This window comes from Cytobacillus dafuensis, assembly GCF_007995155.1.
GTDB lineage: Bacteria > Bacillota > Bacilli > Bacillales > Cytobacillaceae > Cytobacillus > Cytobacillus dafuensis.
On the sequence record NZ_CP042593.1, the window covers coordinates 536196 to 561729 of the forward strand.

The following is a 25534-nucleotide window of genomic DNA, read 5'->3' on the forward strand; positions in this document are numbered from 1 at the left end:
AGTGTCTATGAGGTGGGGCTAAGGATTTATCCTCGTCCCGAAATCGGAACGAGTGTGCGTTCATCTTTTTGAACGCTACCCCATAGGCAATTATTAATTAACATTCAAAAAGGATGTGATCATTTGTCGAAGGAGGAAAGAGAACGATTAGAAGCTAAAGAGCAGCGGAAAAACCCAGGTGGAACATTGAATAGTGCAATGTCCAGAGCAATGACAGGGTCTCCGGACGGTGGCTGTTTAATTAATATACTTTCATTGATCATGATTATTGTGGCTGTGTTGATTGTTAAAGCGTGTTCGGGTTGATTTATATAGAAAAACAGAGTGGATTTTCTTCCACTCTGTTTAAAATTCATCTATCATTCTAATAACATTTTTCAGAACATCGATAGATTCCATAACATTGTTCTTAAACTCTAATGCATGATTCACACCTTCTATTAAACGAAGACTTAAATTTTTATTATGGCTTATTGCTTCAAATCTATCACCAATGTAACAAGGATCTTTATCGCCAATGATACATAGTCCTTGATTTTTACTTTTTAATAGAGCATTGTAAACATCTGTTTTCTGTAACAAAGGCGTTAGCCAAATAGCTTTTGCAGAGTGGAAGCTAGGATTTTCTAGAAGGTGTGCCAGTGTGATAGTTCCTAATGATTTTGCTATAAAATAATAATCTGTATAATGATTTTCTTTTAGGGCTTTGTCAATTACCGTTTGTACAGCAGATGTAAACTCATTTTCATTAAGAGAGGACAGTTCCTCTTTTGAAAACTCGTAATTTACATGTAAAACGTCATAGCCCCTTGTGTAGAATACTCCAGTTGAATAGTGGAGTAGAGGAGCCTTGTTTGTATACCCTGCACCAGGTAACAGAATGGCTAAAGTATTTGTTTGTTTTTCTTGCTTGAAAAGTGAATAGGGGATAATTTTGGTATTACATTTCACATGATCATTAATCAATTTCATTGATTCCACCCCATCTATATTTCAATTATATTATACTTAGTTTACAGAATATTTACATCTTTCGAAAAGTGTTTATTTTGATAAAAATGGATGGTGGAAAAATGAATGTTAATTTAAATGATTACGTTAATAAAAGAATAGGGGAACTCACGGCTTTTAAGGCAGAAACTCTTGATTCAATTAAGAGCGTATTAGAAAAAATTAGTGAATTATCTACAGAAGATGAAAAGGAACTATTAGTCAAAAAAATGGAATACTACACTGCAGCTGGTGCATTGGCAGAGTTAGAAAAACTAAAGAAAGTATTGAGTAAATGATAGGTGATGGGTGGAACATTGTTTGAATTTATTATGTTGACCCTAATCTTCATGGGTATGTTTTATATCCTTGATAAATTACTGCGAAAATGGCTTCGAATAGAAAAGCAGGAAATATCATCACCTGTGGGAAAACACATTCTTAAATGGGGAACACGTATTTTTATAGCGCTCTCTTTCTTATTTATAATCATCTTTAATGAGAATATTATTCTATTTAAAGTATCTATAATTCTTTGTTTGGTCATGCAATCTAGCTTCCAAGCATTCATAGAATGGAAGTATCTGACGAATTCAAGAGAATATATCCATACAATTATTATTTCAGTATTAGGTTTAATTTATGCGATATTGATTTTTTCTTTGATTAATTAGTTGGTGGTTTTATTCTTTTCGCTTGGGGTTTGTTTATGAGGGGATACTGATTATTTGTTTCTTACATCTCTCTATTGATATAAAAAGATACTCGTCGCTAAAACTTTGTATGAAAACTGAAAATGCTTTTTTACATATAATGGTCAAAATCACTGCAAATTGGAGCATCACTAGTCATTTTAATCGTAAAAGTGGTCTAATTCGATGCTAATCGGACCATCGCAAGTGATTTATATTGGACCATCACAAGTGGTTTATATCGGACCAGTGGTCCAATTCGATGCTAATCAGACCATCGCAAGTGATTTTTATCGTAAAAGTGGTCCAATTCGATGCTAATCGGACTACCGGAAGTGATTTATATCGTAAAAGTGGTCCAATTCGATGCTAATCGGACTACCGGAAGTGATTTTTAACGGAACAGTGGTCCAATTTAATGCTAATCGGACCATCGCAAGTGATTTTAATCGTAAAAGTGGTCCGATTCGGTACTAATCTGACCATCAGCAGCTATTTTTATCTGATAAATGGTCTAATTCAATCCTATTAATCAACAAAATTTTTAAGGTAATAAAAGTGTACAAGTTTTATAAAAATCAAGGATTTAAGGAGAGAATAAAATTTGCGGACTCATTTATTTCTTGTACGACATGCCCATTCCATCTATACACCTGATGAATTTAGTAGGCCATTATCTGAGCAAGGCTTTGCTGATGCGGAAAGAATTACTCAAATACTTCAAAATGAAAACATAGATCTTGTCATTTCAAGCCCGTATAAGAGGGCCATTCAAACGGTCGAGGGCATTGCTAAAATGATAAAAAAAGAGATTTTCTTCGAGGACGGCTTTAAGGAACGGATATTGTCTGAGAAGCCTGTTGAGGACTTTCATGCAGCAATTGCAAAGGTATGGGAGGATGCTCATTTTTCTTGGGATGGAGGAGAGTCAAATATCCTTGCTCAAGAAAGAGGGATTGAGGCAACCAATCGAATTCTAAAGAAGTATGAAGGGGAAAATATTGTTGTAGGGACTCACGGAAATATTATGGTATTGATTATGAATCACTTTGATAAAAAATATGATTATCAATTCTGGCAAGAACTTGATATGCCCGATATATATAAACTAACTTTTGAAAAAAATGAGCTTAAGGAAGTTATGCGAATTTGGGACAAGGATAAATAGATGATTTGACAAAAAATTCTAAAATTAATATGATAGGTAAAAGTTTTCTATAAAAAACACAGAGATTAGGAGTATTAAGGAATTCTTATTGTATAGAGAGCTGCAGCTTGGTGAAATGCAGTCAATAAAATTCTCGAACTCGCCTAGGAGTGGTTGGGCCGAAATGTAGGTCTAAACGGTTAACTTCCGTCATCAAGTTTTGAGGTAGTTTGCGGATATTTTTGCAAGCTAAGAAGAGTGGTACCGCGTTAGGGTTAGCCTATCGTCTCTTTATGAGATGATAGGCTTATTTTATTTAAGAATAAGTATAACCTTTCTCGAGTTTGAGAATTGTCCAGCTCCAGCGTCTACCCCCTCGAGGTCACAAGCCAAACCTCCCAGAAAGGCAAAGAACACCTTTCCGGGAGGCTTGTCTTGTGCTTGTCGGGGGTGACCAAGGCGCTTGCGCATTTCTTTTCATTATGAAGTTTAAAAGGAGTGATGATGTTGAGTAACTGTTTTATTTGTAAAAAGCATGCAGGAGAGCTTCAAACATCAGGAGTGCGAATCTATGAAGATGAGTATGTTTTCGTAGGGCATATTGATAGTGACGGAAAGCCAAATTATTTAGGACATATTATGATTGATTTGAAGAGGCATGTCCCAACTCTAGCTGAATTGAATCCTGAAGAGGCCAAAGCATTCGGAATGATCATGGCAAGAGTGAGTAAAGCATTAAAAGAAACGGAAGAAGCCGAACATATTTACTCTCTTGTATCAGGTAATTCCGTTCCTCATCTCCATATGCATCTAGTTGCTCGTTATCCTCATACCCCTGAACAATATTGGGGGCCGTTTGCCGTATATGACTCTCCCAATGCCCGAATGGGTGATAATACCGAAGTAATAAATGTATGCAATCGGATAAAAAATTTTCTTGAAATGAATCCATATGGGTAGCGTACACGGATTAAGTTGGGTTGGAAGCCAGGAGCATTTTGTGGACGAAATCAATACCAAACGGATTCATCATATTGTTTTGGGGCGATTTGGAGGGAACTCTTCAGCTGGTCAATATAAGAATGAAGATGGGTGTATTGTTTGGGTAGATGAAAAAATGGATTGGGAATTTGTTATCCTTTTGGATGCACATCAGTCGGCTGAAAGCGCGGAGTTAGTTATTTCAAGTTTTATAGAAAAGAAAGATGTCATTCAAAGCATTTTATCTTTATCTATTTCCGAAGCCTTCAACCGTTTAAATGAAATGATCGTCTCTACTTTTCAAAGCCGGCATTTTAAAGAAGCTTGTCAAAAAATTCAAGGAGAAACGGCATGCTTATTTGTTGTGAGGAAAGGAAAGTTTCTTTCGTGGTTATCAATCGGAGACTGTATCCTCTATCTTCATCACCCGGAGCTCTCAGCCTTAAATGAATACCAGCAAAACCAAAGAAGCTTTTATGAATGGGTTGGACGAGTGAATACCTTTGATTTAGAGGCTCCGTGTTACAGTGTAGGCAGAAAGGAGCTGCGAAAAGGAAAAAATCATTTGTTTGTAACAACGGATGGTCTGATTGAATGTCCGAACACCAACTTTCAAAACCCTAAAGAAATATTTAAGCCGTTTGAAAATAATTCAAATGAGGATAGCGTAAAGCTTTTGCTTCGAGAGATTAAGGAAAAGAATGTCCGTGATAGTTCGACCATTTTATCTTGGTTTGTTGATATTGATTTGGATGCTAGTCGGCCGAGCGATGATATAATAAGGTAAAGCTATTTGTTCGTGATTTAGGAGGTAGGGGCTTTGGATATTCATGTACTTGCGAAGGATGCTTTAGAGGCCCAGGGGATTCGCTGGATCATTGAATCACATTTAACAGGTGTTACGCTGACTTTATGGGATTCAATGGATGAGCTTTCAAATATTGTGCCAAATCAAAGGCCGAATCTTATCATATTAGATATGGATAAATGGGGGCATGCCAGCGAGGAGTTTTGTGAAATTCTGCAGAGGCGGAGAATTCGCTGGTTGGGGATTTCTTCTGAACGAATTTTCCAAACTGCGTATCGTGCGCTTCAATTTCGGGCGGAAGATGTGCTGTTTCGGCCATTTTCAGCTGATGAACTAATCAAACATATTCGACAGCTTCGCTTCCAAATACGAAATGAACAGCCCTCTTTTTTGCAAAATACCGAAGATGCTGCAGATGAATATCCAATTGATTACCCAGACCTTTTCTTGATCGATCAAGATTACACGATGCCAATTACAATGGTTGCTTTCTTAACACCGAAAATGGAAACGCTTAGGCTTGTATACGATGCCCTGCATCGATACCCGCTTCCTAGCAAGCATCGATTATTTGCTTTATCTGATTTTATTTTATGTGTGCAGGAAACTCAGAATATTGAAATCTTACGTGAGGTCTATCATTCATTTTTATTACGTTGGAAAGAGAGAATGGACGAGCCGTTGGCCGTTGTTATCAATATCGAGCCCTCCGGAAATTCTTTGAAGGAGAAATACCAGGAAACGCGGCAATTGACGAAGAGGATTTTTTTTGAAGGATACGATATTATTTTAGCGGAAAATGAGCAAATGACGTCACAGGAAATGGATCCGTTTCTAACACCTCTTGAGCAGCGGCAGTGGATTGAAATGCTTGAAAAACAAGATATTAAGGCGATTAAGGAGTGGGTTGAACGGCAATTTTTAACCTATGAACCGCCGTTTCCTGATCCTGAGATGGTCCGCATCCGCCTAACAAGTGTACTTGCACAAATTCGTAGGCATATGAAGTCATACAATCTCCAAGGTGCTTTAATGGAAGCAGCCTATCATGAGGTCTTTCATCAAATTATTCATAAGCCCGTTATACATCAAATTGTACAAGAGCTTCTTGCATTTACAATCCGCTTGCTTCATCAGGTTGAAGAACAGCTGCAGGAAGGTCCGCGTACAATTGTAGAAAAGGCGAGGGAATTAATAGAATCAAATTACTGGGATGCGGGATGGAATTTAGCTGCTTGTGCCGATGCTCTTCGGATAAATAAAAGTACGCTTAGCCGCCGCTTTTCAGTGGAATCTGGCCAATCTTTTCGTGACGTGCTCCATCAAGTACGGATAAGAGAAGCAAAACGCCTGCTTCAAGAAACTGATTTAATGTTGGAAGAAGTCGCTAGATTAACAGGCTATTCGCATCAGACTTACTTTAACGCTAAGTTTAAACAGCTTGAAGGGTGTACGCCGTCTGTTTATCGATCTGGTTACAACAATAAATAATGAGGTTAGAGTGACCGTAAATAGACCATCATCTGAAAAAAATCAGCTAAAGATGGTCAGAAAGCAAGTTAAATAGACCATTGATTGGGGAAAACTAGCTAAAGTTGGTCAGAAAGATAGTTAAATAGACCACTGATTGAGGAAAACAAGCTAAAGGTGGTCAGTATACCCATTAAATAGACCACTATTCGATAAAAATCATCCCCAGATGGTTAGAATGCCAGATGAGGGGACTAATAATATGAAAATAGTCGCTTAATGTTTCATGGAGAGAACCAACTAAGGGAATCAAAACAAAACTATCGACATAGACACTTTGGTTTTGCCAATAAATAATAAATCCCCATCTCAAGCCGTCCATAAATGACGGTTTTTTTCTTTGTTTTGAAACAAATTATAAAAAATATCAAATCATTAAATAAAATTAAAACCATTTATAAAATAATCAATATTTTATAAATAATAATCTGAAATTTCCTTATAAAATAAATTTATAGACAAAGGGAGGTAATTTAAAATGAAAACGATTTCAAATAAAAAGGTTGTACGTTACCGCGGAACAGAACTGAATACAAAGGGCTGGCTTCAAGAGGCGGCACTTCGTATGCTGATGAATAATCTAGACGTAGAAGTTGCAGAGTGCCCGGAGGATCTTGTTGTATACGGTGGAATCGGAAAAGCTGCCCGTAATTGGGAATGCTTTGACGCGATTGTCAAATCATTGAAGGAACTTGAGGACGACGAAACATTACTTATCCAATCAGGAAAGCCAGTGGCTATTTTTAAATCTCATGCTGATGCACCGCGTGTTCTTCTTGCAAACTCTAACATTGTGCCTGCTTATGCAAATTGGGATACGTTCCATGAGCTTGATAAAAAGGGCTTAATGATGTATGGACAAATGACAGCAGGAAGCTGGATTTATATCGGTTCTCAAGGGATTGTCCAAGGAACATATGAAACATTTGCTGAGCTTGCGAAGCAGCATTTTAATAATACTCTTAAGCACACCATTACTGTAACAGCTGGACTTGGTGGAATGGGTGGTGCTCAGCCGCTTGCTGTCACGATGAACGAAGGAGTTTGTATCGGTATTGATGTGGACGAAACACGGATAGACCGTCGTATTGAAACTCGTTATACAGATGTAAAAACGAACTCACTTGATGAAGCACTACAATGGGCTAAAGAAGCGAAGCAATCTGGAAAAGCTTTATCGATTGGTTTAATTGGTAACGCCTCTGATATTCTTCCTGAAATGATTGCGAAAGGCTTTATTCCAGATGTACTAACTGACCAGACTTCAGCACATGACCCGCTGAATGGATATGTTCCTTCTGGCATGTCAATGGAAGCTGCGGCAGAATTGAGACAAGCAAATCCAGTGGAATATGTAAAGCTTTCTAAAGCTTCAATGGCAAAACACGTCCAAGCAATGCTAGAAATGATGGAAAAGGGTGCTATCACATTTGATTACGGTAACAACATCCGTCAGGTAGCAAAGGATGAAGGAGTAGAAAATGCATTTGATTTCCCAGGATTTGTTCCAGCTTATATCCGTCCGCAATTCTGTGAAGGAAAAGGTCCTTTCCGCTGGGTAGCACTATCAGGAGATCCAGAGGATATTTATAAAACAGATGAAGTGATTTTACGTGAATTTAGCTATAACACTCATTTATGCAATTGGATCCGCATGGCACAAGAGAAAATCCAGTTCCAAGGTCTGCCTTCTCGTATTTGCTGGTTAGGGTATGGAGAGCGTGCTCGCTTTGGAAAAATCATCAATGATATGGTTGCAAGCGGTGAATTAAAAGCGCCGATTGTTATTGGCCGTGACCATCTTGATTCTGGCTCTGTTGCTTCTCCAAACCGTGAAACAGAAGGAATGAAGGATGGATCTGATGTTGTATCTGATTGGCCAATTTTGAATGCGATGATTAATGCCGTTGGCGGAGCAACATGGGTATCTGTTCACCATGGCGGAGGAGTTGGCATGGGCTATTCCTTACATGCAGGTATGGTTATCGTTGCAGATGGAACGAAGGAAGCGGAAGCACGTCTTGAACGTGTATTAACAACGGACCCAGGAATGGGCGTTGTACGCCATGTTGATGCAGGCTACGAATTAGCAGAAAAAACAGCACGTGAAAAAGGCGTCAATATTCCGATGCTAAAAAAAGGGAATGAATAAGAATGACAAAACCAGTTTGGATTAAACATATTACACAGCTAGCCACACTTGCTTCGGAGATGAAAGGTCCTCGAGCAAAAGAAGCAATGTCTGAACTAGGACTAATCGAAGATGGGAGCTTATGGCTTGAGGATGGCATCATTCAGGCAGTGGGCACATCAACAGAGCTAGAGAATCTTTATGAAGCAAGAGCTCATGAAGCCGAAATCATTGATGCAACTGGACATTTAGTAACGCCAGGACTAGTAGATCCTCATACACATGTTGTCTACGGTGGAAGCCGTGAACGCGAATTTGAAATGCGACTTGAGGGTGCAACTTATATGGAAATTATGAATGCGGGCGGCGGGATTCATGCCACCACTCGCATGACCCGTGAAGCAACAGAGGAAGAGCTGATCGAGCAAACGACAAAAAGGCTGAATTCTTTCCTTCAACATGGTGTGACAACCGTAGAAGGAAAAAGCGGTTACGGCATGAATCTTGAAACCGAGCTAAAGCAGCTCCGGGTCATGAAGAAGCTGCAGGATGCACATGCTATCGATTTAGTTCCAACCTTCATGGGTGCTCACGCTGTTCCACCTGATTTCAAAGGAAGAGAAGATGAATTTGTAGATTATTTAATTGATTATATGCTGCCAATCGTGGCTGAGGAAAACTTGGCCGAGTTTAATGATGTTTTCTGTGAAAAGGGTGTGTATACACCAGAGCAATCTGAGCGGATTTTAGAAGCGGGAAAAAAACTTGGACTGACTCCGAAAATACATGCAGATGAAATTGAACCATATGGTGGTGCAGAATTAGCGGCAAAAGTAGGTGCGATTTCAGCTGAGCATTTATTAAAGGCTTCAGATGAGGGAATTCAGGCAATGGCAACATCCGGAACAATTGCTTGTTTACTTCCGGCAACTGCCCTTTATTTACGAGAACAGGCTGCTGCTGGAAGGAAAATGATTGATAGTGGAGTCGCTGTAGCGATTTCAACAGATTGTAATCCGGGGTCGTCACCAACAACTTCTATGCCGCTTGTTATGAATCTAGCCTGTATATCTATGAGACTCACACCTGCTGAAAGCTTAACGGCTGCAACCTACAATGCGGCTTGTGCGATTAATCGCCAAGACCAAGTCGGGTCACTAGAAGTAGGCAAGAAAGCAGACGTAGTCCTCTGGAATGTGAAAAGCTATCAGGAATTACAATATTTATTTGGCGTTAACCACGTTAAATCAGTATGGAAAAAAGGTGTTCAGGTGGTGTAAGAATCATGAAACAAAATTGGCTTCAAAAACCGGAATGGTCTTGGAATCGATCAGAGGGGGAACCAACCTATGTTCATAATTGGGTTCGCCCCCTTAAAGAAATAGAGGGCATACCTGATCTAATTCTTTACGGAGCGCCGATTTCACGGTCTTCTATAAGTGTCTCGGGTGCATCCTTATATCCATCTGAATTTCGGCGGATGTGGAAAGGTTTTGCCACCTACAATTTAGATGAAGATGTGGACTTGTCTCCTCATCGAATTGCGGATGCAGGGGATGTCGCTATGCATACAACGGATATAATGTTGTCTCATCAGCGTATCCAAGAAGCAACAGCTTCTTTAGTGACGGAATATGCACAGACTGTGACTTGTATGATCGGGGGGGATCATTCAACAACAGCGTGTTCTGTCCGCGGAATTAAGGATGCTTTTCCGAACGAAACGATAGGGATCCTGCAGTTAGATACTCATTTAGATGTAAGGGATCCTGCTGAGTTAGGGCCGGCGAATGGGACGCCAATCCGACAATTGATAGATGGTGGCATTGTAAAAGGGGAACATGTCATTAATATCGGGCTCCACGGCTATTTCAATGCAAAGCCTCTAATTGATTATGCAAAAGAGCATCAAATTCAGATGGTGACATTGAAGCAAGCACGCAAGCATGGAGTGGTTGAAACGATTCAACAAGCGCTAAAAAATCTATCAACAAAAGTTGATCGTGTTTACGTAACTGTTGATATGGATGTACTTGATATTTCAATGGCTCCAGGTGTTCCTGCATCCACTCCAGGTGGCATGACAGCAACAGAATTATTCGATGCATTACTTGAAATCGGCAAGCACAAAGGGGTTAAACATATCGATTTCGTCTGTTTGGATCCAAGCAAGGATTCAAGCGTCGCAGAAACTGTTAAAACTGGTGTCTATGCATGGCTGCAATTTGTCACCGGTCGAGTTTGCCAAAAAACAACATAAGCCATTATTCATACACGAAAAAGGGAATGGGGAGGAGATTAAATATGAATGCGAATCAACAGGTGAGTATGCAAGCAACAGGGTCTAACCCACAGACATTACGAAAATCTCCTGATATGTGGAAATTTTTCATTTATAGTTTTATTGGAGCATTTATGTTTTTCGTTCCTGTCACCATTGGGGAGAAAAACTCCATTATGCTTGACCACATTGTTTCCTATATTCAAACACATGCTGCACCGGCATTGCCATACTATGCCTTAATCATTATTGCAGCAGGCTCTATCTATCCATTTCTATCTGGAACATGGAAAAAGTCGACGGTTAATATCATTTTTTCTATGTTTAAGGTCATTGGTTTATTTGTGGGGATTATGCTTGTATTTAATTTCGGACCAGCATGGTTATTTGATCCTTCAATGGGACCGTTTCTTTTCAATAAGCTTGTGGTACCAGTTGGTTTGCTAGTGCCAATTGGCGCAGTGTTTCTGGCACTTCTTGTCAGTTATGGTCTGTTGGAATTTATCGGCGTCCTTATGCAGCCTGTTATGCGCCCTGTCTGGAAAACTCCGGGGAGATCAGCTATTGACGCAGTTGCCTCATTCGTCGGCAGCTATTCACTTGGATTGCTAATCACGAACCGGATTTATAAAGAAGGAAAATACACAGCAAAAGAAGCGGCCATTATTGCAACAGGATTCTCAACCGTTTCCGCTACATTCATGGTCATTGTTGCCAAAACATTAGGCTTAATGGATATGTGGAACACCTATTTTTGGGTGACGCTTGTTGTTACATTTTTAGTCACAGCCGTTACGGTAAGAATTTGGCCTTTATCTAAAATGAAGGATGAATATTATGAGGGGTCAACACCACAGCCAGAGGTAAAAGTAAGCGGCCGTCGATTTGCAAGAGCATGGGAAGAAGCAAAGGCAACAGTTGCTGCTTCGCCTACCTTGTTTGATAATATTAAGACAAATTTAAAGGACGGCTTGCTAATGGCAATGGCCATTTTGCCATCCATTTTGTCTATTGGGTTATTAGGACTAGTCCTTGCAGAATATACACCATTATTTGATTGGCTCGGCTATATTTTCTATCCTTTTACAGCATTGCTTCAATTGCCAGAACCTATGCTGGCAGCAAAAGCAAGTGCACTTGGAATTGCAGAAATGTTTTTACCGGCCCTATTAGTTACGGAGTCAGCATTAATTGTTAAATTCGTTATTGCCGTTGTATCCGTTTCTTCTATTATCTTTTTCTCAGCAGTTGTTCCGTGTATCGTTTCAACTGAGATTCCAATCTCCATTCCAAAGCTTGTTGTGATTTGGATACAGCGAGTTATTTTAACCATTATTTTCGTAACGCCGATTGCATATTTGATTTTATAAAAGAATTTAACAGAAAGAGGAAGATGGCTATAAAAGTCAGCTTCCTCTTTTTCTTTTCAACTGTAGTAGAAAATGTTATAACGAAAGATAAGGTTGATAGCGTTAAAGGAGGAGTGGTTAAACATGAAGTGGAAGGTTGGATGTATCCAAATGGATATTATTTTCGGTGAGCCAAAGCGAAATATGGAGCTCGCTGAAAAATGGTTTGAGAAAGCAGCCAGTGAGAATTGCACGGTTGTCGTTCTCCCAGAACTGTGGACGACGGGATACGACCTAACACGTTTAAATGAAATTGCTCATGAAAAGGGAGAGAAGATTATTCAATTCCTTCAGCAGCAAGCTAAAAGGCATGGAATGCATATTATTGGCGGGTCTGTAGCTAACCAAACGGCTGATGGAGTTTTAAATACGATGTACGTAGTAGACAAGGAGGGCAGGCTTGTCCATGAATATAGCAAGCTTCATCTATTCCAGCTGATGGATGAGCACTTATATTTGAAAGCAGGGCAAGATGAGGCCTTGTTTATGATAGAGGGCGAAGGGGCAGCGAGTTTTATTTGCTATGATATTCGCTTTCCAGAATGGATGAGAAAGCCGATTTTAAAAGGAGCAAAAATGATGTTTGTGGTGGCCGAATGGCCAGAGCCAAGATTGGATCACTGGCGAACGCTATTAAGGGCTCGTGCAATTGAAAATCAGAGCTATGTCATTGCTTGTAATCGAAGTGGTCAGGACAAGAACAACAAATTTGCTGGCCATTCTATGATTATCGATCCATGGGGAGCGGTCATCGCAGAGGGAAGCGATCAAGAAGAGCTTGTTACTGGCGAGGTTGACTTAGATGAAATCGATTCGATTCGAAACAGAATTCCTGTTTTTGACGATCGCAGGCCAGATCGTTACTGAGAATTAGGTCCTTTCTTTTAAACATTGAGTAATTAAAAAAATGCAGAAAAGAGATGATTTAGATGAAAACAGACGTTATTCATGGGAAATCGATAGATGACTGGAAAAATGAATTTCCGTTGCTATCTGATATGACGGAGCTAAAAGAAGTATTTTGGATGAATCCGAAGTATAAATTTACTGAAGATCCTTCTTCGTTAACGATGGAGGATGTCAGGGATGCAGAAGCTAGACTTGCTCGATTTGCTCCATATATAGCAAAGGTTTTTCAAGAAACAGCAAAAGATAATGGATTTATTGAATCACAGCTTGTCTCCATTCCAAAGATGCAAGAAAGAATAGAGAAATTCTATCTAAATGAGTTACCCGGTCAATTATTATTAAAATGTGATAGTCATCTCCCAATTTCAGGTTCGATCAAGGCAAGAGGCGGAATTTATGAGGTATTGAAATACGCCGAGGAGTTGGCATTAAAGCATCAAATACTAACATTGGAAGATGATTATTCCCGATTAGCCGAGCCTGATTTTACAGAATTTTTTTCGGGCTATTCCATTGCTGTCGGCTCCACAGGGAATTTGGGGTTAAGCATTGGCATTATGAGTGCGAAGCTTGGTTTCAAGGTGTTTGTTCATATGTCAGCTGACGCCAAACAGTGGAAAAAAGATTTGCTGCGAGAAAAAGGTGTGACCGTAGTAGAGCATGCATCGGATTTTAGTGAAGCTGTTGCTCAAGGGAGAAAGCAGGCTAGTGACGATCCTAATATGTATTTTGTCGATGATGAAAGCTCGAAGCATCTTTTCCTTGGCTACTCAGTAGCAGCTCTCCGTTTGAAGAAGCAGCTAGAGGAACAGAATAGGAGGGTGGATGAAGAGCATCCTTTATTCGTTTATTTGCCTTGTGGAGTAGGAGGCGGACCAGGCGGAGTCACATTCGGACTTAAGCTTGTATTTGGAGATAACGTCCATTGCTTCTTCGTAGAGCCAACCCATTCTCCATGTATGCTGCTAGGCTTAATGACCGGGCTTCATGATGAAGTAGCGGTTCAGGACTTTGGTATTGATAACAAAACGGAAGCAGACGGACTTGCAGTAGGACGACCATCTGCATTTATTGGAAAAGTAATTGAAAATAAGATTAGTGGCATTAGCACTGTCGAGGATGAAAAACTATTTACTCTCTTGACTATACTTGCTGATACGGAGGAAATTTTCCTAGAGCCATCAGCTCTTGCGGGTTTTTCTAGCTATGTAGAATTATTCAGCTCGGAGGCGGGGAAGGAGTATTTGAGAAATCATATTCTGGATACTCATTTGAAAAATGTAACACACATCATCTGGGGAACAGGTGGAAGCATGGTTCCTGAGAGAGAAATGAAGCAGTACTATGAAAGAGGAAAACGAACAATCGGTTAGTTGTTTCAAAATCAAGATAAAGGGGATTAAATCGTTGGATAGCAAGCTATTTTACAAGGATTCATATATAAAGTCTTTCACAGCAGATTTACTTAAACAGGAGAAGGATGACCAAGGCAGATGGTATGTTGTATTGGATAAGACAGCATTTTATCCAACTGGAGGAGGACAGCCCTATGATACTGGCACTCTGAATGATGTGAAGGTCCTCGATGTGGAAGAAATAGACGGTGAAATCCGCCACTATGTAGAGAGAAATTTAAGTGATTCTGCTAACTTAATTGCTGGTGAAATTGATTGGGGCAGGCGCTTTGACCATATGCAGCAGCATGCGGGACAGCATATCTTAACGGCAGCTTTTGTAGAATTATTCGGAATGGAAACGATTAGTTTTCATCTTGGAAAAGAATTTTTAACGATTGATTTAAATTGCGAAGAGCTTACAGAAGAACAAGCTTGGGAAGCGGAGAAATTAGCGAATCAAATAATTTTAGAAAATCGGCCAATTGAAACAAAATGGGTAACAGAAGACGAGATTTCCAGCTATCGCCTGAGGAAGCAGCTGGCAGTATCCGAAAATATCCGTCTTGTTATCATTCCTGATTTTGATTATAACGGATGCGGTGGGACACATCCGAAATCAACGGCAGAAGTGGGATCTATCAAAATCTTGGACTGGGAGAGACAGAAAAAGAAAATTCGTATTCAGTTTGTTTGCGGAGGGCGTGTACTAACTCAGCTTCATCAAAAGCAAAGAGTAACGAAAAGTCTAACAGAGCTATTAAATGCACCGGAACAAGAGCTTGCGGCAGCAGCAAAACGGCTCATTGACCATGGGAAAAATATTGAAAAATCACTAGAAGAATTACAGGGAGCCCTACTAGAGTATGAAGCGAAGGAGCTGCTTGGGAAAGCTCGACAATCAGATGGCTGGAAAATGATTAGTGAGGTTTTTCAAAATCGGTCCATTCAGGAGCTTCAAAAGCTAGGGCGTTCCATTACGGCTCATTCTGCTGAAGTATTAGTAATCTTAGTTAATGAAATAAATGAAAAACTTCAATTTGTCTGTGCGAAAGGGTCCAATCCCCCAATCAGTATGAAGAAGCTAAGCGGCGAATTGCTGCCTTTGATTAATGGAAAAGGCGGAGGAAACGACATATTTGTACAAGGTGGCGGAGAAGCGCTGATAACAGGTGAGGAGCTTCTTCAACATGCACTTGAGAAGGTAAAGCAGGAGCTTAAATAATTAATAAAATATTTAGAAAAATCAAATAAAGTAGTTGTCAGCCTGCCTCTGTTGTATTACAATCCATATAAGGGCTATGCATTACAATGAATGTTTATGTTATCCACATAAACACCTCATGTAATATCCTTGCTCTGCAGGAGGCATTTTTTATGTTTCAGCCGAATACGGTTTATATTATTGGAGATAGTAAAACATCCTTGAATAATCCAATCATGCAAAAGTATAATGGCTTCTTTATCGGGCTTGTGATTGATAGGGATACAGATAGAATTGTCGATGCAGAATGCTCAGCAACGATTGCTTTGACCTCCTTATTTATTAAATCATTGTTCGTTGGGAAATCCATTTTAGAAGTGGATCGGATGATCGAGGAGATTGAACACCGTTATTTTGGCTCATCGCAAAAGGCTTTAATGGTTGCATTTAAGAATGCAAATATTAAATATACACAAATATTGAATAAATAAGCTGCTTTTTCTGTTTGGTGCAGATGAAATCCAGCTGTTAGAGATTGATTGTTTTTCTCTGACAGCTGGATTTTTTACATTTACACGTTAAGAAAGTATAAATTGCCAGCCAGAAGATGATTCGACGTAGTAGCCAATTTTAGGAATTAAGTACGACGGACAGGACAAGGAGGGCTTCGATAGCATTCACATCGCACGAAGGAAAAGCGATAGCTTTTACGAGGATGTCCTAGTCGGGCGAATGCCACAGGACGTGGCATGTATGAGCGCGATAAGTGCAACTACGCCTCTGTCTTCGCCTTTCCAAGGCTCGCCAATCTGCGAGTTTTCTTTAAAAACCGCTAGAAAAATAACTTTGCTTTAAGTCTATTGTTGAAATTGCCTGTGGGGTGTACGGACAAATTTTTGAAACGCCCTTTGGAGCATTTTTTGAACGCTTGCCTCATAGGCTTTTCTAAAAACAGCATTATGGTTTAACAAGGAAAAAATTAGGCTGTGTTAAAGCTTTGTGTTAATAATGCTATTTTGTTGTTGATTGGAGCGGAAGGCGCGAGACTCCTGCGGGAAAAGCGAGTCAAAGGGAGACCCCGCAGGAGCGATAGCGACGAGGAGGCTTCCGGACCGCCCGCGGAAAGCGAGTGCCTGCAGCGGAAATCAACAGGGGAGTTTAACAAAGTAAAAAATTTAAAAATGGGGGTCTAAATATGAAGTTATATGTATCTGTCGATATGGAAGGAATTACGGGCTTAGCTGATCACACACATGTTGACTCTTCTAAGCATAACTACGAACGAAGCCGCATGATTATGACAGAAGAAGCGAATCATGTCATAACAGCAGCATTTGATCAAGGATGCTCAGAAGTAGTTGTGAATGATAGCCATTCGAAAATGAATAATCTGTTAATAGAAAAGCTTCACCCTGAAGCTCAAGTAATAGTAGGAGATGTGAAGCCGTATTCCATGGTGCAAAATTTGGATTCTACTTTTACGGGGGCTATGTTTATAGGCTACCATGCTAGAGCTTCGATGAGAGGAGTTATGTCCCATTCGATGATTTTTGGTGTCCGAAACATGTACATCAATGATGTAGCTGTCGGTGAGATGGGGCTTAATGCATACGTTGCCGGCTACTATGGTGTTCCTGTATTAATGGTAGCAGGTGATGACCGGGCGGCAATGGAGGCCAAACAGCTTATACCGAATGTAACGACAGCTGTTGTAAAGGAAACGATTACTCGTTCAGCGGTTAAATCTTTAACACCTGCAAAGGCTGGTGAGCTTTTAAAGGAAAAAACAGCTGAAGCCTTAAACAATAAAAATCTCGTCAAACCGCTTGTTCCACCTGATCATCCACTATTAAGAATTGAATTTGCCAATTTCGGACAGGCGGAATGGGCAGGTCTCATGCCTGGAACGGAGATTGAGGAAAACACAACGATTGTTCGTTATCAGGCAAAGGACATTCTTGAAGCTTATAGAGCAATGCTTGTCATGGTTGAATTAGCAATGAGAACTTCATTCTGTTAGGAAGTGTTATCTGATGACTACATACATTGTAAAGCGCCTCATTGCCATGCTCATCACACTTTGGCTCATCATTACGTTAACTTTTTTCCTCATGCATGCCGTACCAGGTTCTCCTTTTAACGAGGAAAGGGCAACAAACGAAACCGTTCAAAAGAACCTGGAAAAATTCTATCATCTCGACAAACCGCTCTATGTTCAATACGGAATGTATTTGAAATCTGTCGTAACCTTTGATTTTGGACCATCAATTAAAAAATCATCGCAAACTGTCAATGAAATGCTTGGAAGGGGATTTCCGGTTTCATTCGAGCTTGGCATCGTGACTTTAATCGTTGCGGTTATTTCAGGAATTGCACTCGGTGTTATTGCAGCTCTTCGCCATAATGGCATTATCGATTATGTAGCGATGACGATAGCCGTTCTTGGTATATCGATTCCAAACTTTGTTATGGCCACACTGCTTATTCAAGTAATCGCAGTTAAATGGGGAATACTTCCGGTCGCTACATGGGTAAGTCCAAAGCATATGATTCTCCCGACTTTAGCACTTGCAACTGGTCCAATGGCGATTATAGCAAGGCTGACTCGTGCGAGCATGCTCGAAGTATTAACACAGGACTATATAAGAACAGCGAAAGCAAAGGGCTTATCACCAGTGAAAATTGTGTTTAAACATGCACTGCGAAATGCATTATTGCCAGTTGTTACGGTGCTAGGCTCTCTTGCAGCCAGCATCTTAACAGGAACATTTGTGATTGAGAAAATATTTGCGATTCCAGGAATGGGAAAGTATTTCGTTGAGAGTATTAACCAACGCGACTACCCAGTTATCATGGGGACAACCGTTTTTTACAGCACGATTTTAATCATGATGCTATTTTTAGTAGATATTGCTTATGGCATCCTCGACCCTCGAATTAAGCTGCATAAAAAGGAGGGAATCTAAATGGAATTAAGAAAACAGCCAGAACGTCATATAGCACCAGATATCCCTGATGAATGGTTTGTTGCGAAAGCGAGTAATCAGGCAGAAGCGGAGGCAGTTGTTCGGCCAAGCTTGAGCTATTGGCAGGATGCTTGGCTGCGTCTTTTAAAGAATAAATTAGCCATGGCGGGGTTAGCTTTTCTTATTCTGCTTACCTTTATGGCCATCTTTGGACCGATGATGTCTCCTCATGATATGACCGAACAAAAGCTTGTGAATCAGAACCTGCCTCCATCCAGCAAGCATTGGTTTGGAACAGATGAGTTGGGACGGGATGTATTTTCCCGAACATGGTTTGGGGCTCGGATCTCTTTGTTTGTTGGAATTGTTGCTGCATTGATTGATTTCATCATCGGTGTTGTTTATGGGGGAGTCGCTGGCTATAAAGGCGGCAAAGCAGATCATGTCATGATGAGGATCGTGGAGATTTTATACGGACTGCCGTATTTGCTCATTGTGATATTAATCAGTGTTGTTATGGGGCCAGGACTGTTTACCATCATTTTTGCCCTTACTATAACCGGATGGATCGGGATGGCAAGGATTGTGAGAGGTCAGGTTCTGCAAATAAAAAACTATGAATTTGTATTAGCATCCAAGACATTTGGAACGAAAACATCAAGAATTATAAGGAAAAACCTGCTCCCAAACACTATGGGTCCTATCATCGTGCAAATGACATTAACCGTTCCATCCGCTATTTTTGCAGAGGCATTTCTAAGCTTCCTTGGCTTGGGGATTCAGCCTCCATTTGCAAGCTGGGGATCAATGGCAAGTGATGGTTTATCTACTATTCTATCAGGACATTGGTGGAGGCTCTTTTTCCCTGCGCTCTTTATTTCTCTGACGATGTTTTCATTTAATGTGCTTGGAGATGGACTCCAGGATGCACTTGATCCGAAGTTAAGGAGGTAAACATCATGGAAAAAGTTCTCGAAGTAATCGATCTCCATGTTTCATTTAAAACATACGGGGGAGAAGTGAAGGCTGTTCGGGGTGTTACGTTTGATTTATATAAAGGCGAAACATTAGCCATTGTAGGCGAATCAGGCTGTGGGAAAAGTGTCACCTCGCAAAGTATTATGCGCTTGATACCGAACCCGCCAGGACGAATAACAAATGGATCAATCCTATTTAAAGGAAAGGATTTAACAAAATTAAAGGAAACACAGATGAGAAGCATTCGTGGTGCAGATATTTCTATGATATTTCAAGATCCAATGACTGCACTGAATCCTACAATTACAATTGGGGAACAACTTGTAGAAGGAATTTTGCAGCACAAATCGATTTCAAGGCAGGAGGCAAAAAAAGTTGCCTTTGAAATGCTAGACCTTGTCGGCATCCCAAATCCGCATGAACGATTTAAGCATCATCCCCATCAGTTCAGCGGTGGAATGAGGCAGCGGATTGTCATTGCGATGGCTCTCGTTTGCAAGCCTGAGGTATTGATTGCCGATGAGCCGACAACAGCGCTCGATGTTACGATTCAAGCGCAAATTCTAGATTTATTTAAAGATATACAAAAGAAGACGGGTGTATCGATTATTCTTATTACCCATGATCTTGGAGTAGTCGCTCAGGTTGCAGATCGAATAGCCGTGATGTATGCAGGTAAAATTGTTGAAGCTGGCTCGAGGAGAGAGATTTTTTACCAGCCCCAGCATCCTTATACAAAGGGTCTATTGAATTCAGTTCCTCGTCTCGATTTAGAGGGTGCTGAATTAGTGCCAATTGCAGGTACACCTCCTGACCTATTTTCTCCGCCGGCAGGCTGTCCTTTTACAGCACGATGCAGCTATGCCATGGAAGTCTGTGACCGGGCATATCCGTTCAAAACTCATCTAAGTCAGGATCATCATGTCGATTGCTGGCTTCAGGATGAACGTGCCATGAATAGACTGACAAGTGTGAAATAGTGAAGGTATTTATAAGCTAGAGATGACGATGAGATTTCCTGAAATACGGGGTTTAGGGCAGTGAATCCAGTGAAAGTTCTTTTCTAGCAGATGTCATCATAAGCTTGTGATAGTAAAAAACTAGCATGATATTTTTAGGAAAAAAGGGGGAAATGAAATGAAAAGGTTTTTATCGCTTTTGTTGACGGGACTATTGGTTTTTGTGCTTGCTGCATGTACAGCGAATCAGAATGCAGGGAATGAACCAAAGGATAAAGACAAGGATAAGGACGAAGGGAAAACAGAAGAGGTTGCAGCCGAAAAGGTTCTATATTTAAACAACAGTATGGAGCCAACCTCATTTGATCCGCCAATTGGTTTTGATTCCGTTTCATGGAGTCCATTGAATAACCTGATGGAAGGCTTAACACGCCTTGGCAAGAACCATGATCCTGAAGCAGCAACGGCTGAAAAATGGGAAGTTTCAGATGATGGAAAAACATATACCTTCCATATTCGTGAAAATGCGAAGTGGTCAAATGGTGACGATGTAACGGCTGGTGATTTTGTATTTGCGTGGAAACGGCTATTAGATCCTAATACGGGCTCGCCTGCTGCGTTCCTTGGTTACTTTATTGAAGGAGCAGAAGCCTTTAATAATGGTGAAGGCCCTGCAGATAATGTAAAGGTAAAAGCAGTGGATGCAAAAACATTTGAAGTAACATTGACAAGCCCTCAAGCATATTTCTTAAGTGTCATTACGAACCCAGCATTCTTCCCAATTAATGAGAAGGTAGCAACAGCAAATCCAAAATGGTTTGCTGAAGCAGCATCCTTCGTTGGAAATGGTCCTTTCAACTTAACGGAATGGGAGCATGACAGTCATTTTGTCATGGAGAAAAATGATCAATACTGGGATGCAGGAACAGTGAAGCTAGACAAAGTCAACTGGGCAATTGTTGATGATACAAATACAGAATACCAAATGTTCCAAACGGGTAATCTTGACACATCTGCGGTACCAGCTGATTTAAGTGAGCAGCTATTTAAAGAAGGAAAGCCAAAAGTAGAGGACCAAGCAGGAGATTATTTCTACCGCTTTAACGTGACAATGGAGCCATTCCAAAATGTTAATATCCGTAAAGCCTTTGCAATGGCCATTGACCAGCAGCAAATTGTTGACTTTGTAACGAAAAAGGGAGAAAAACCAGCATATGGTTTTGTTGCCTATGGATTTAATGATGCGAATGGAAAGGATTTCCGTGAAACTTCTGGTGATCTTGTGAAAACAAATGTGGAAGAGGCAAAAGCTCTTCTTAAAAAGGGTATGGAGGAAGAAGGCTATACTACGCTTCCAGAAGTAACATTAACGTATAGCACAAGTGATACACATAAGTCAATTGCTGAGGCGCTTCAGCAAATGTTTAAGGATAACCTAGGGGTTGAAGTGAAGCTTGCAAATATGGAGTGGAATGTATTTGGTGAAGAACAGAAGGCTTTAAAATTCCAGTTTTCAAGAAGCTCCTTCCTTGCTGATTATGCAGACCCAATTAACTTCCTAGAAAATTTCCAAACTGGCCTTTCTATGAACCGTACAGGCTGGAGTAATGCTGAATACGACAAATTAATTAAAGATGCAAAAAATGAAGCAGACGAAGCAAAGCGTTACGAAATGATGTACAAAGCTGAGAAAATCTTATTTGAAGAAATGCCAATCGTTCCTCTATATTTCTATAACCAAGTTACTTTAGAAAATGAAGCTGTTACAGGTATCGTCCGTCACCCAGTCGGATATACGGAGCTTAAATGGGCAGATAAAAATTAAAAGCAGCAGTACCTTAAGCCAGAAGTCTATTATAATTGTAATTTTTAAAAATAGGCTGTATTAAAGCTCAGTGTTGATAATGCTATTTAGTTGTTGATTCTCGCTGCAGGCGCGAGATCCTCGAAAATGCATTCGCATTTCCTTCGTGCGTTGATTATTCTAGGAAGCTTATTCAATGTCCTGCGGGAGAAGCGAGTCAAAGGGAGACCCCGCAGGAGCGCTCTTCGACGAGGAGGCTTCCGGACCGCCCGCGATCGCTAAGTGCCTGCAGTGGAAATCAACAGAAAAGTTTAACATAGACTAAAAATAAAAGGGGTGTTCCAACGAACATCCCTTTTCTCACAAAAGGATGTGACAGCATGTTAATGAAACCACAGCGGCTAAGAAAAGGGGATACAATTGGGATTATTGCTCCTGCAAGCCCTCCAAATCAAGAAAACTTGCAGAGATCCTTCTCGTTCCTTGAAGAGTTAGGTTTAGAGGTAAAGATCGGTAAGCATGTATATGATCAATATGGATACTTAGCAGGAAATGATGAAGATCGATTAACAGATTTACATTCAATGTTTATGGATAAAGAGGTTAAGGCCATCATCTGTGCAGGCGGTGGATACGGAACAGGCAGAATTGCTTCAAACATTGACTATGAGCTGATTAAGCATAACCCCAAAATCTTTTGGGGCTACAGTGATATTACGTTTTTGCATACAGCTATTCATGGGCAAACAGGACTAGTCACCTTTCATGGCCCTATGCTTGCATCAGATATTGGGAAAGAAGATGTCCATCCTTTATCAAAGGAATATTTTAAGCAATTGTTTGAGCCAACCGCTATTCAATATACGAATGAAATCTCGCCATTGGAAACATTGATTGAAGGAGAAGCAAGCGGAAGGATTACTGGAGGGAATTTGTCTTTAATCGCAAGTACGATTGGAACTCCATTTGAGATCGATACTAAGGGCGCGCTGCTGTTGATTGAGGATATTAATGAAGAGCCTCGCTCGATAGACAGAATGCTGAATCAATTGCATATGGCTGGAAAGCTTTATGATGCAGCAGGCCTTATTATTGGAGATTTTAATAATTGTGTTCCCGAAAGAGAACTTTCCTTGAGCTTAGATGAAGTAATCGATCATTATACTCAATTGGCAAACAAGCCGGCAATGAAGGGATTCAAGTTTGGACATTGCTCACCACATGTGTCCATTCCTCTTGGCGTTCAGGCGGAAATGAACACTGAAAAGAAACAATTAATCATTGAAAGTGGGATTCAGTAGAGCAAGCGGACAAAAAGGATGGTAAAAATGAAAATAGACAAAATAGAAACATACCGGGTAGCAGTCCCACTTATTAAACCATTTAAAACAGCATTACGGACAGTCAATACAGCTGAAGCGATCATTGTCAAAATCTCATGTGATAACGGGATTATCGGCTGGGGGGAAGCTCCTCCAACCGTTGTTATTACAGGTGATAGCCTTTCCAGTATTGAATCTGCTATTCATGATGTATTAAAGCCATTTTTAGAAAAACAAAGCCTTTTAAATTATGAGTCTATTTTTCAAGAAATTCAATCGATTCTAATTGGCAATTCAAGTGCTAAAGCGGCAGTGGATATGGCGATATTTGATTGTATATCACAGCAATGCAAGCTCCCTCTTTATCAGTTTTTAGGGGGGCATAAACAGGAAATTGAGACGGATTATACCGTAAGTGTAAATGGACCTGAAGAGATGGGAGAAGATGCTGTTTCCTACGTCCAGCAAGGCTTTGATGTACTAAAGGTAAAGGTTGGAAAAGATGAAATAGCAACTGATATCGAACGAATTCGCGAAATTAGAAATCGAATTGGAAAAGCAATAAAGATTCGTCTTGATGCCAATCAGGGCTGGAAACCAAAGGAAGCCATTCAAGCGATACGGAAAATGGAAGAACTAGATCTAAATATCGAACTCGTTGAACAGCCTGTAAAAGCATGGGATATCGCAGGACTTAAGCAAGTGACGGATCATGTTGATACACTGATTATGGCTGATGAGAGTGTTTTTTCGCCTAAGCAAGCCTTTGAAGTCATTAAAACAAGGAGTGCTGATTTAATCAATATTAAACTGATGAAATCAGGGGGAATCTATCAAGCTCAAATTATTAATCAGCTTGCAGAGGTTTGCGGAATGGAATGTATGGTAGGAAGTATGATCGAAACGAGAATTGGCATTACGGCTGCTGCTCACTTTGCTGCAAGTAAGAAAAACATTACTCGTTTTGATTTTGATGCTCCTTTAATGCTGGCAAAGGAAGTCGTTGAGGGAGGAATAAGATACAGTGGAAGGAAAATTACCCTTCCAAAAGAACCTGGCTTGGGGATAACGAATGTTCATATAGGAGGAGGCGTTTCACTTGGCAATCAATGATAAATGGCTAATCGCTGTTCCGGTTGCTACCCTATGGACGTCATTCGATTCAGCAAGGGAATTGGATCAGCTCGCTATCACCAATCCAGCTGATGTGGACCTTTGGCTAAAGGGTTTAACGTATGAGACCAGCTTAGAGCTGTGCAATCAAAATTTAGTACAGTCACAGGTTTTGTACGGAGAGGAAGTACACATTTTGGAAGAGAGAGAAGAGTGGGTTCATGTTCTAGTACCTACTCAGTCCTCTTCTAAGGATATTGGAGGATATCCAGGCTGGCTGCCAAAGGATCAATTAATGCAGAGAGAGGATTGGGAGATAAACGATCGTCCAATTGTTGTTGTGACAGCCAAAAAATCTTTTCTTTATGACTATTATCGTAATCCCCAAATCACTTTAAGCTACCAGACGATTCTCCCGCTAATTAGCAGGGACGAACAATGGGTACAAGTTCAAACCCCAACAGGTGAGGGCATCTTGAAAGTGGAGGAAGTGAGTGTTTATGACTCACTGCAAAGCCTTCCTAAAGGGGATGGAAAAGCGATCGTTTCTGCCGGGGAACAATTTCTTCATTTACCTTATTTATGGAGTGGGATGAGCAGCTATGGCTATGATTGCTCTGGCTTCAGCTACTCTATGTGCAAAGCAAACGGCTATATCATTCCCCGTGATGCCCATGATCAGGCTGACTCTGGGAAAAGAGTCGAATTGGAAGAAATAAAGCCTGGAGATTTACTTTTCTTTGCTTACGAAGAAGGGAAGGGGAGAATTCATCACGTCGGCATCTACTATGGGGAAGGCAAACTGCTTCATTCGCCCAATACAGGCAAAAGCATTGAAATAATCGACTTGAAAAATACTGTATATGAAAAGGAATTATGTGCAGCAAGGCGCTACTGGCAAGAGACGGGGGAATAA

25 protein-coding genes and 1 other annotated feature are annotated in these 25534 nt (G+C 40.4%); of the genes, 24 read left to right on the plus strand and 1 reads right to left on the minus strand.

Going from position 1 to position 25534, the window contains the following annotated elements; all coding sequences use genetic code 11:
• Window positions 1-123 precede the first annotated feature (123 nt).
• Entirely contained in the window at window positions 124-306 is a 183-nt protein-coding gene (locus FSZ17_RS02780) for a hypothetical protein (protein WP_057775652.1), read from the plus strand.
• A 39-nt stretch (window positions 307-345) separates the two neighbouring features.
• On the opposite strand, the gene FSZ17_RS02785 is transcribed toward FSZ17_RS02780, so the two are convergent.
• A complete protein-coding gene (locus FSZ17_RS02785; RefSeq protein WP_057775654.1) occupies window positions 346-972 on the minus strand; it encodes a hypothetical protein in 627 nt (208 codons plus the stop codon).
• Window positions 973-1073: 101 nt separating this feature from the next.
• On the opposite strand from FSZ17_RS02785, the gene FSZ17_RS02790 reads away from it, so the two are divergent.
• From FSZ17_RS02790 to FSZ17_RS02900, 23 genes are all read left to right on the plus strand, one after another.
• A complete protein-coding gene (locus FSZ17_RS02790) occupies window positions 1074-1289 on the plus strand; it encodes a hypothetical protein (protein WP_057775656.1) in 216 nt (71 codons plus the stop codon).
• 57 nt (window positions 1290-1346) lie between these two features.
• On the plus strand, window positions 1347-1664 hold the full coding sequence (locus FSZ17_RS24065) for a DUF4181 domain-containing protein (RefSeq protein WP_407643438.1): 318 nt from the start codon (window positions 1347-1349) through the stop codon (window positions 1662-1664).
• Window positions 1665-1868: 204 nt separating this feature from the next.
• A complete protein-coding gene (locus FSZ17_RS23865; RefSeq protein ID WP_267128894.1) occupies window positions 1869-2003 on the plus strand; it encodes a hypothetical protein in 135 nt (44 codons plus the stop codon).
• Window positions 2004-2286: 283 nt separating this feature from the next.
• Window positions 2287-2850: a histidine phosphatase family protein gene (locus FSZ17_RS02800; protein WP_057775658.1), complete on the plus strand. Its 564-nt coding sequence runs from the start codon at window positions 2287-2289 to the stop codon at window positions 2848-2850.
• A gap of 52 nt (window positions 2851-2902) precedes the next feature.
• Window positions 2903-3123: a binding site (T-box leader), on the plus strand.
• A gap of 213 nt (window positions 3124-3336) precedes the next feature.
• A complete protein-coding gene (locus FSZ17_RS02805; protein WP_082625366.1) occupies window positions 3337-3789 on the plus strand; it encodes an HIT family protein in 453 nt (150 codons plus the stop codon).
• Window positions 3782-4597, plus strand: coding sequence for a PP2C family serine/threonine-protein phosphatase (locus FSZ17_RS02810; protein ID WP_057775660.1), 816 nt, complete (start codon window positions 3782-3784; stop codon window positions 4595-4597). Before FSZ17_RS02805 ends, FSZ17_RS02810 begins: the two co-directional genes overlap by 8 nt.
• Window positions 4598-4630: 33 nt before the next feature.
• Window positions 4631-6109 carry a response regulator transcription factor gene (locus FSZ17_RS02815; protein WP_057775661.1) on the plus strand — a complete coding sequence of 493 codons (1479 nt, stop codon included), beginning with the start codon at window positions 4631-4633 and terminating at the stop codon, window positions 6107-6109.
• A gap of 517 nt (window positions 6110-6626) precedes the next feature.
• Complete coding sequence (hutU, locus tag FSZ17_RS02820) at window positions 6627-8300, plus strand: urocanate hydratase (RefSeq protein ID WP_057775662.1); 1674 nt, start codon at window positions 6627-6629, stop codon at window positions 8298-8300.
• A 2-nt stretch (window positions 8301-8302) separates the two neighbouring features.
• Complete coding sequence (gene hutI / locus FSZ17_RS02825; RefSeq protein ID WP_057775663.1) at window positions 8303-9559, plus strand: imidazolonepropionase; 1257 nt, start codon at window positions 8303-8305, stop codon at window positions 9557-9559.
• 5 nt (window positions 9560-9564) lie between these two features.
• On the plus strand, window positions 9565-10539 hold the full coding sequence (locus FSZ17_RS02830) for an agmatinase family protein (RefSeq protein WP_057775664.1): 975 nt from the start codon (window positions 9565-9567) through the stop codon (window positions 10537-10539).
• A 68-nt stretch (window positions 10540-10607) separates the two neighbouring features.
• The gene (locus tag FSZ17_RS02835; RefSeq protein WP_146846596.1) at window positions 10608-11930 is read left to right on the plus strand and encodes a YjiH family protein; all 1323 of its coding nucleotides are present in this window, start codon (window positions 10608-10610) and stop codon (window positions 11928-11930) included.
• Between the two features lie 123 nt (window positions 11931-12053).
• Window positions 12054-12836, plus strand: coding sequence for a carbon-nitrogen family hydrolase (locus tag FSZ17_RS02840; RefSeq protein ID WP_057775665.1), 783 nt, complete (start codon window positions 12054-12056; stop codon window positions 12834-12836).
• Window positions 12837-12898: 62 nt separating this feature from the next.
• Window positions 12899-14251 carry a D-serine ammonia-lyase gene (locus tag FSZ17_RS02845; protein WP_057775666.1) on the plus strand — a complete coding sequence of 451 codons (1353 nt, stop codon included), beginning with the start codon at window positions 12899-12901 and terminating at the stop codon, window positions 14249-14251.
• A 25-nt stretch (window positions 14252-14276) separates the two neighbouring features.
• Window positions 14277-15497 carry an alanyl-tRNA editing protein gene (locus FSZ17_RS02850; protein WP_407643439.1) on the plus strand — a complete coding sequence of 407 codons (1221 nt, stop codon included), beginning with the start codon at window positions 14277-14279 and terminating at the stop codon, window positions 15495-15497.
• Between the two features lie 152 nt (window positions 15498-15649).
• On the plus strand, window positions 15650-15967 hold the full coding sequence (locus FSZ17_RS02855) for a DUF3870 domain-containing protein (protein WP_057775668.1): 318 nt from the start codon (window positions 15650-15652) through the stop codon (window positions 15965-15967).
• Window positions 15968-16671: 704 nt separating this feature from the next.
• Complete coding sequence (locus tag FSZ17_RS02865; RefSeq protein ID WP_057775670.1) at window positions 16672-17496, plus strand: M55 family metallopeptidase; 825 nt, start codon at window positions 16672-16674, stop codon at window positions 17494-17496.
• Window positions 17497-17509: 13 nt separating this feature from the next.
• Entirely contained in the window at window positions 17510-18442 is a 933-nt protein-coding gene (locus FSZ17_RS02870) for an ABC transporter permease (RefSeq protein WP_057775671.1), read from the plus strand.
• On the plus strand, window positions 18443-19396 hold the full coding sequence (locus FSZ17_RS02875; RefSeq protein ID WP_057775672.1) for an ABC transporter permease: 954 nt from the start codon (window positions 18443-18445) through the stop codon (window positions 19394-19396).
• Window positions 19397-19401: 5 nt separating this feature from the next.
• Complete coding sequence (locus tag FSZ17_RS02880; protein ID WP_057775673.1) at window positions 19402-20400, plus strand: ABC transporter ATP-binding protein; 999 nt, start codon at window positions 19402-19404, stop codon at window positions 20398-20400.
• A gap of 157 nt (window positions 20401-20557) precedes the next feature.
• Complete coding sequence (locus FSZ17_RS02885) at window positions 20558-22204, plus strand: peptide ABC transporter substrate-binding protein (RefSeq protein WP_057775674.1); 1647 nt, start codon at window positions 20558-20560, stop codon at window positions 22202-22204.
• 359 nt (window positions 22205-22563) lie between these two features.
• The gene (locus FSZ17_RS02890; RefSeq protein ID WP_057775675.1) at window positions 22564-23484 is read left to right on the plus strand and encodes a S66 peptidase family protein; all 921 of its coding nucleotides are present in this window, start codon (window positions 22564-22566) and stop codon (window positions 23482-23484) included.
• A gap of 27 nt (window positions 23485-23511) precedes the next feature.
• Window positions 23512-24618, plus strand: a complete 1107-nt coding sequence (locus tag FSZ17_RS02895; protein WP_057775676.1) for a dipeptide epimerase — start codon at window positions 23512-23514, stop codon at window positions 24616-24618.
• The gene (locus FSZ17_RS02900) at window positions 24605-25534 is read left to right on the plus strand and encodes a C40 family peptidase (protein ID WP_057775677.1); all 930 of its coding nucleotides are present in this window, start codon (window positions 24605-24607) and stop codon (window positions 25532-25534) included. Before FSZ17_RS02895 ends, FSZ17_RS02900 begins: the two co-directional genes overlap by 14 nt.

Coding starts and splice junctions, on each gene's coding strand:
- FSZ17_RS02895 (WP_057775676.1), top strand. CDS start 23,512: ATGAAAATAGACAAAATAGAAACATACCGGGTAGCAGTCCCACTTATT.
- FSZ17_RS24065 (WP_407643438.1), top strand. CDS start 1,347: ATGTTTTATATCCTTGATAAATTACTGCGAAAATGGCTTCGAATAGAA.
- FSZ17_RS02840 (WP_057775665.1), top strand. CDS start 12,054: ATGAAGTGGAAGGTTGGATGTATCCAAATGGATATTATTTTCGGTGAG.
- FSZ17_RS02885 (WP_057775674.1), top strand. CDS start 20,558: ATGAAAAGGTTTTTATCGCTTTTGTTGACGGGACTATTGGTTTTTGTG.
- FSZ17_RS02875 (WP_057775672.1), top strand. CDS start 18,443: ATGGAATTAAGAAAACAGCCAGAACGTCATATAGCACCAGATATCCCT.
- hutI (WP_057775663.1), top strand. CDS start 8,303: ATGACAAAACCAGTTTGGATTAAACATATTACACAGCTAGCCACACTT.
- FSZ17_RS02855 (WP_057775668.1), top strand. CDS start 15,650: ATGTTTCAGCCGAATACGGTTTATATTATTGGAGATAGTAAAACATCC.
- FSZ17_RS02835 (WP_146846596.1), top strand. CDS start 10,608: ATGCAAGCAACAGGGTCTAACCCACAGACATTACGAAAATCTCCTGAT.
- FSZ17_RS02890 (WP_057775675.1), top strand. CDS start 22,564: ATGTTAATGAAACCACAGCGGCTAAGAAAAGGGGATACAATTGGGATT.
- FSZ17_RS02810 (WP_057775660.1), top strand. CDS start 3,782: ATGGGTAGCGTACACGGATTAAGTTGGGTTGGAAGCCAGGAGCATTTT.
- FSZ17_RS02880 (WP_057775673.1), top strand. CDS start 19,402: ATGGAAAAAGTTCTCGAAGTAATCGATCTCCATGTTTCATTTAAAACA.
- FSZ17_RS23865 (WP_267128894.1), top strand. CDS start 1,869: ATGCTAATCGGACCATCGCAAGTGATTTATATTGGACCATCACAAGTG.
- FSZ17_RS02790 (WP_057775656.1), top strand. CDS start 1,074: ATGAATGTTAATTTAAATGATTACGTTAATAAAAGAATAGGGGAACTC.
- FSZ17_RS02845 (WP_057775666.1), top strand. CDS start 12,899: ATGAAAACAGACGTTATTCATGGGAAATCGATAGATGACTGGAAAAAT.
- FSZ17_RS02865 (WP_057775670.1), top strand. CDS start 16,672: ATGAAGTTATATGTATCTGTCGATATGGAAGGAATTACGGGCTTAGCT.
- FSZ17_RS02870 (WP_057775671.1), top strand. CDS start 17,510: ATGACTACATACATTGTAAAGCGCCTCATTGCCATGCTCATCACACTT.
- FSZ17_RS02785 (WP_057775654.1), bottom strand. CDS start 972: ATGAAATTGATTAATGATCATGTGAAATGTAATACCAAAATTATCCCC.
- FSZ17_RS02830 (WP_057775664.1), top strand. CDS start 9,565: ATGAAACAAAATTGGCTTCAAAAACCGGAATGGTCTTGGAATCGATCA.
- hutU (WP_057775662.1), top strand. CDS start 6,627: ATGAAAACGATTTCAAATAAAAAGGTTGTACGTTACCGCGGAACAGAA.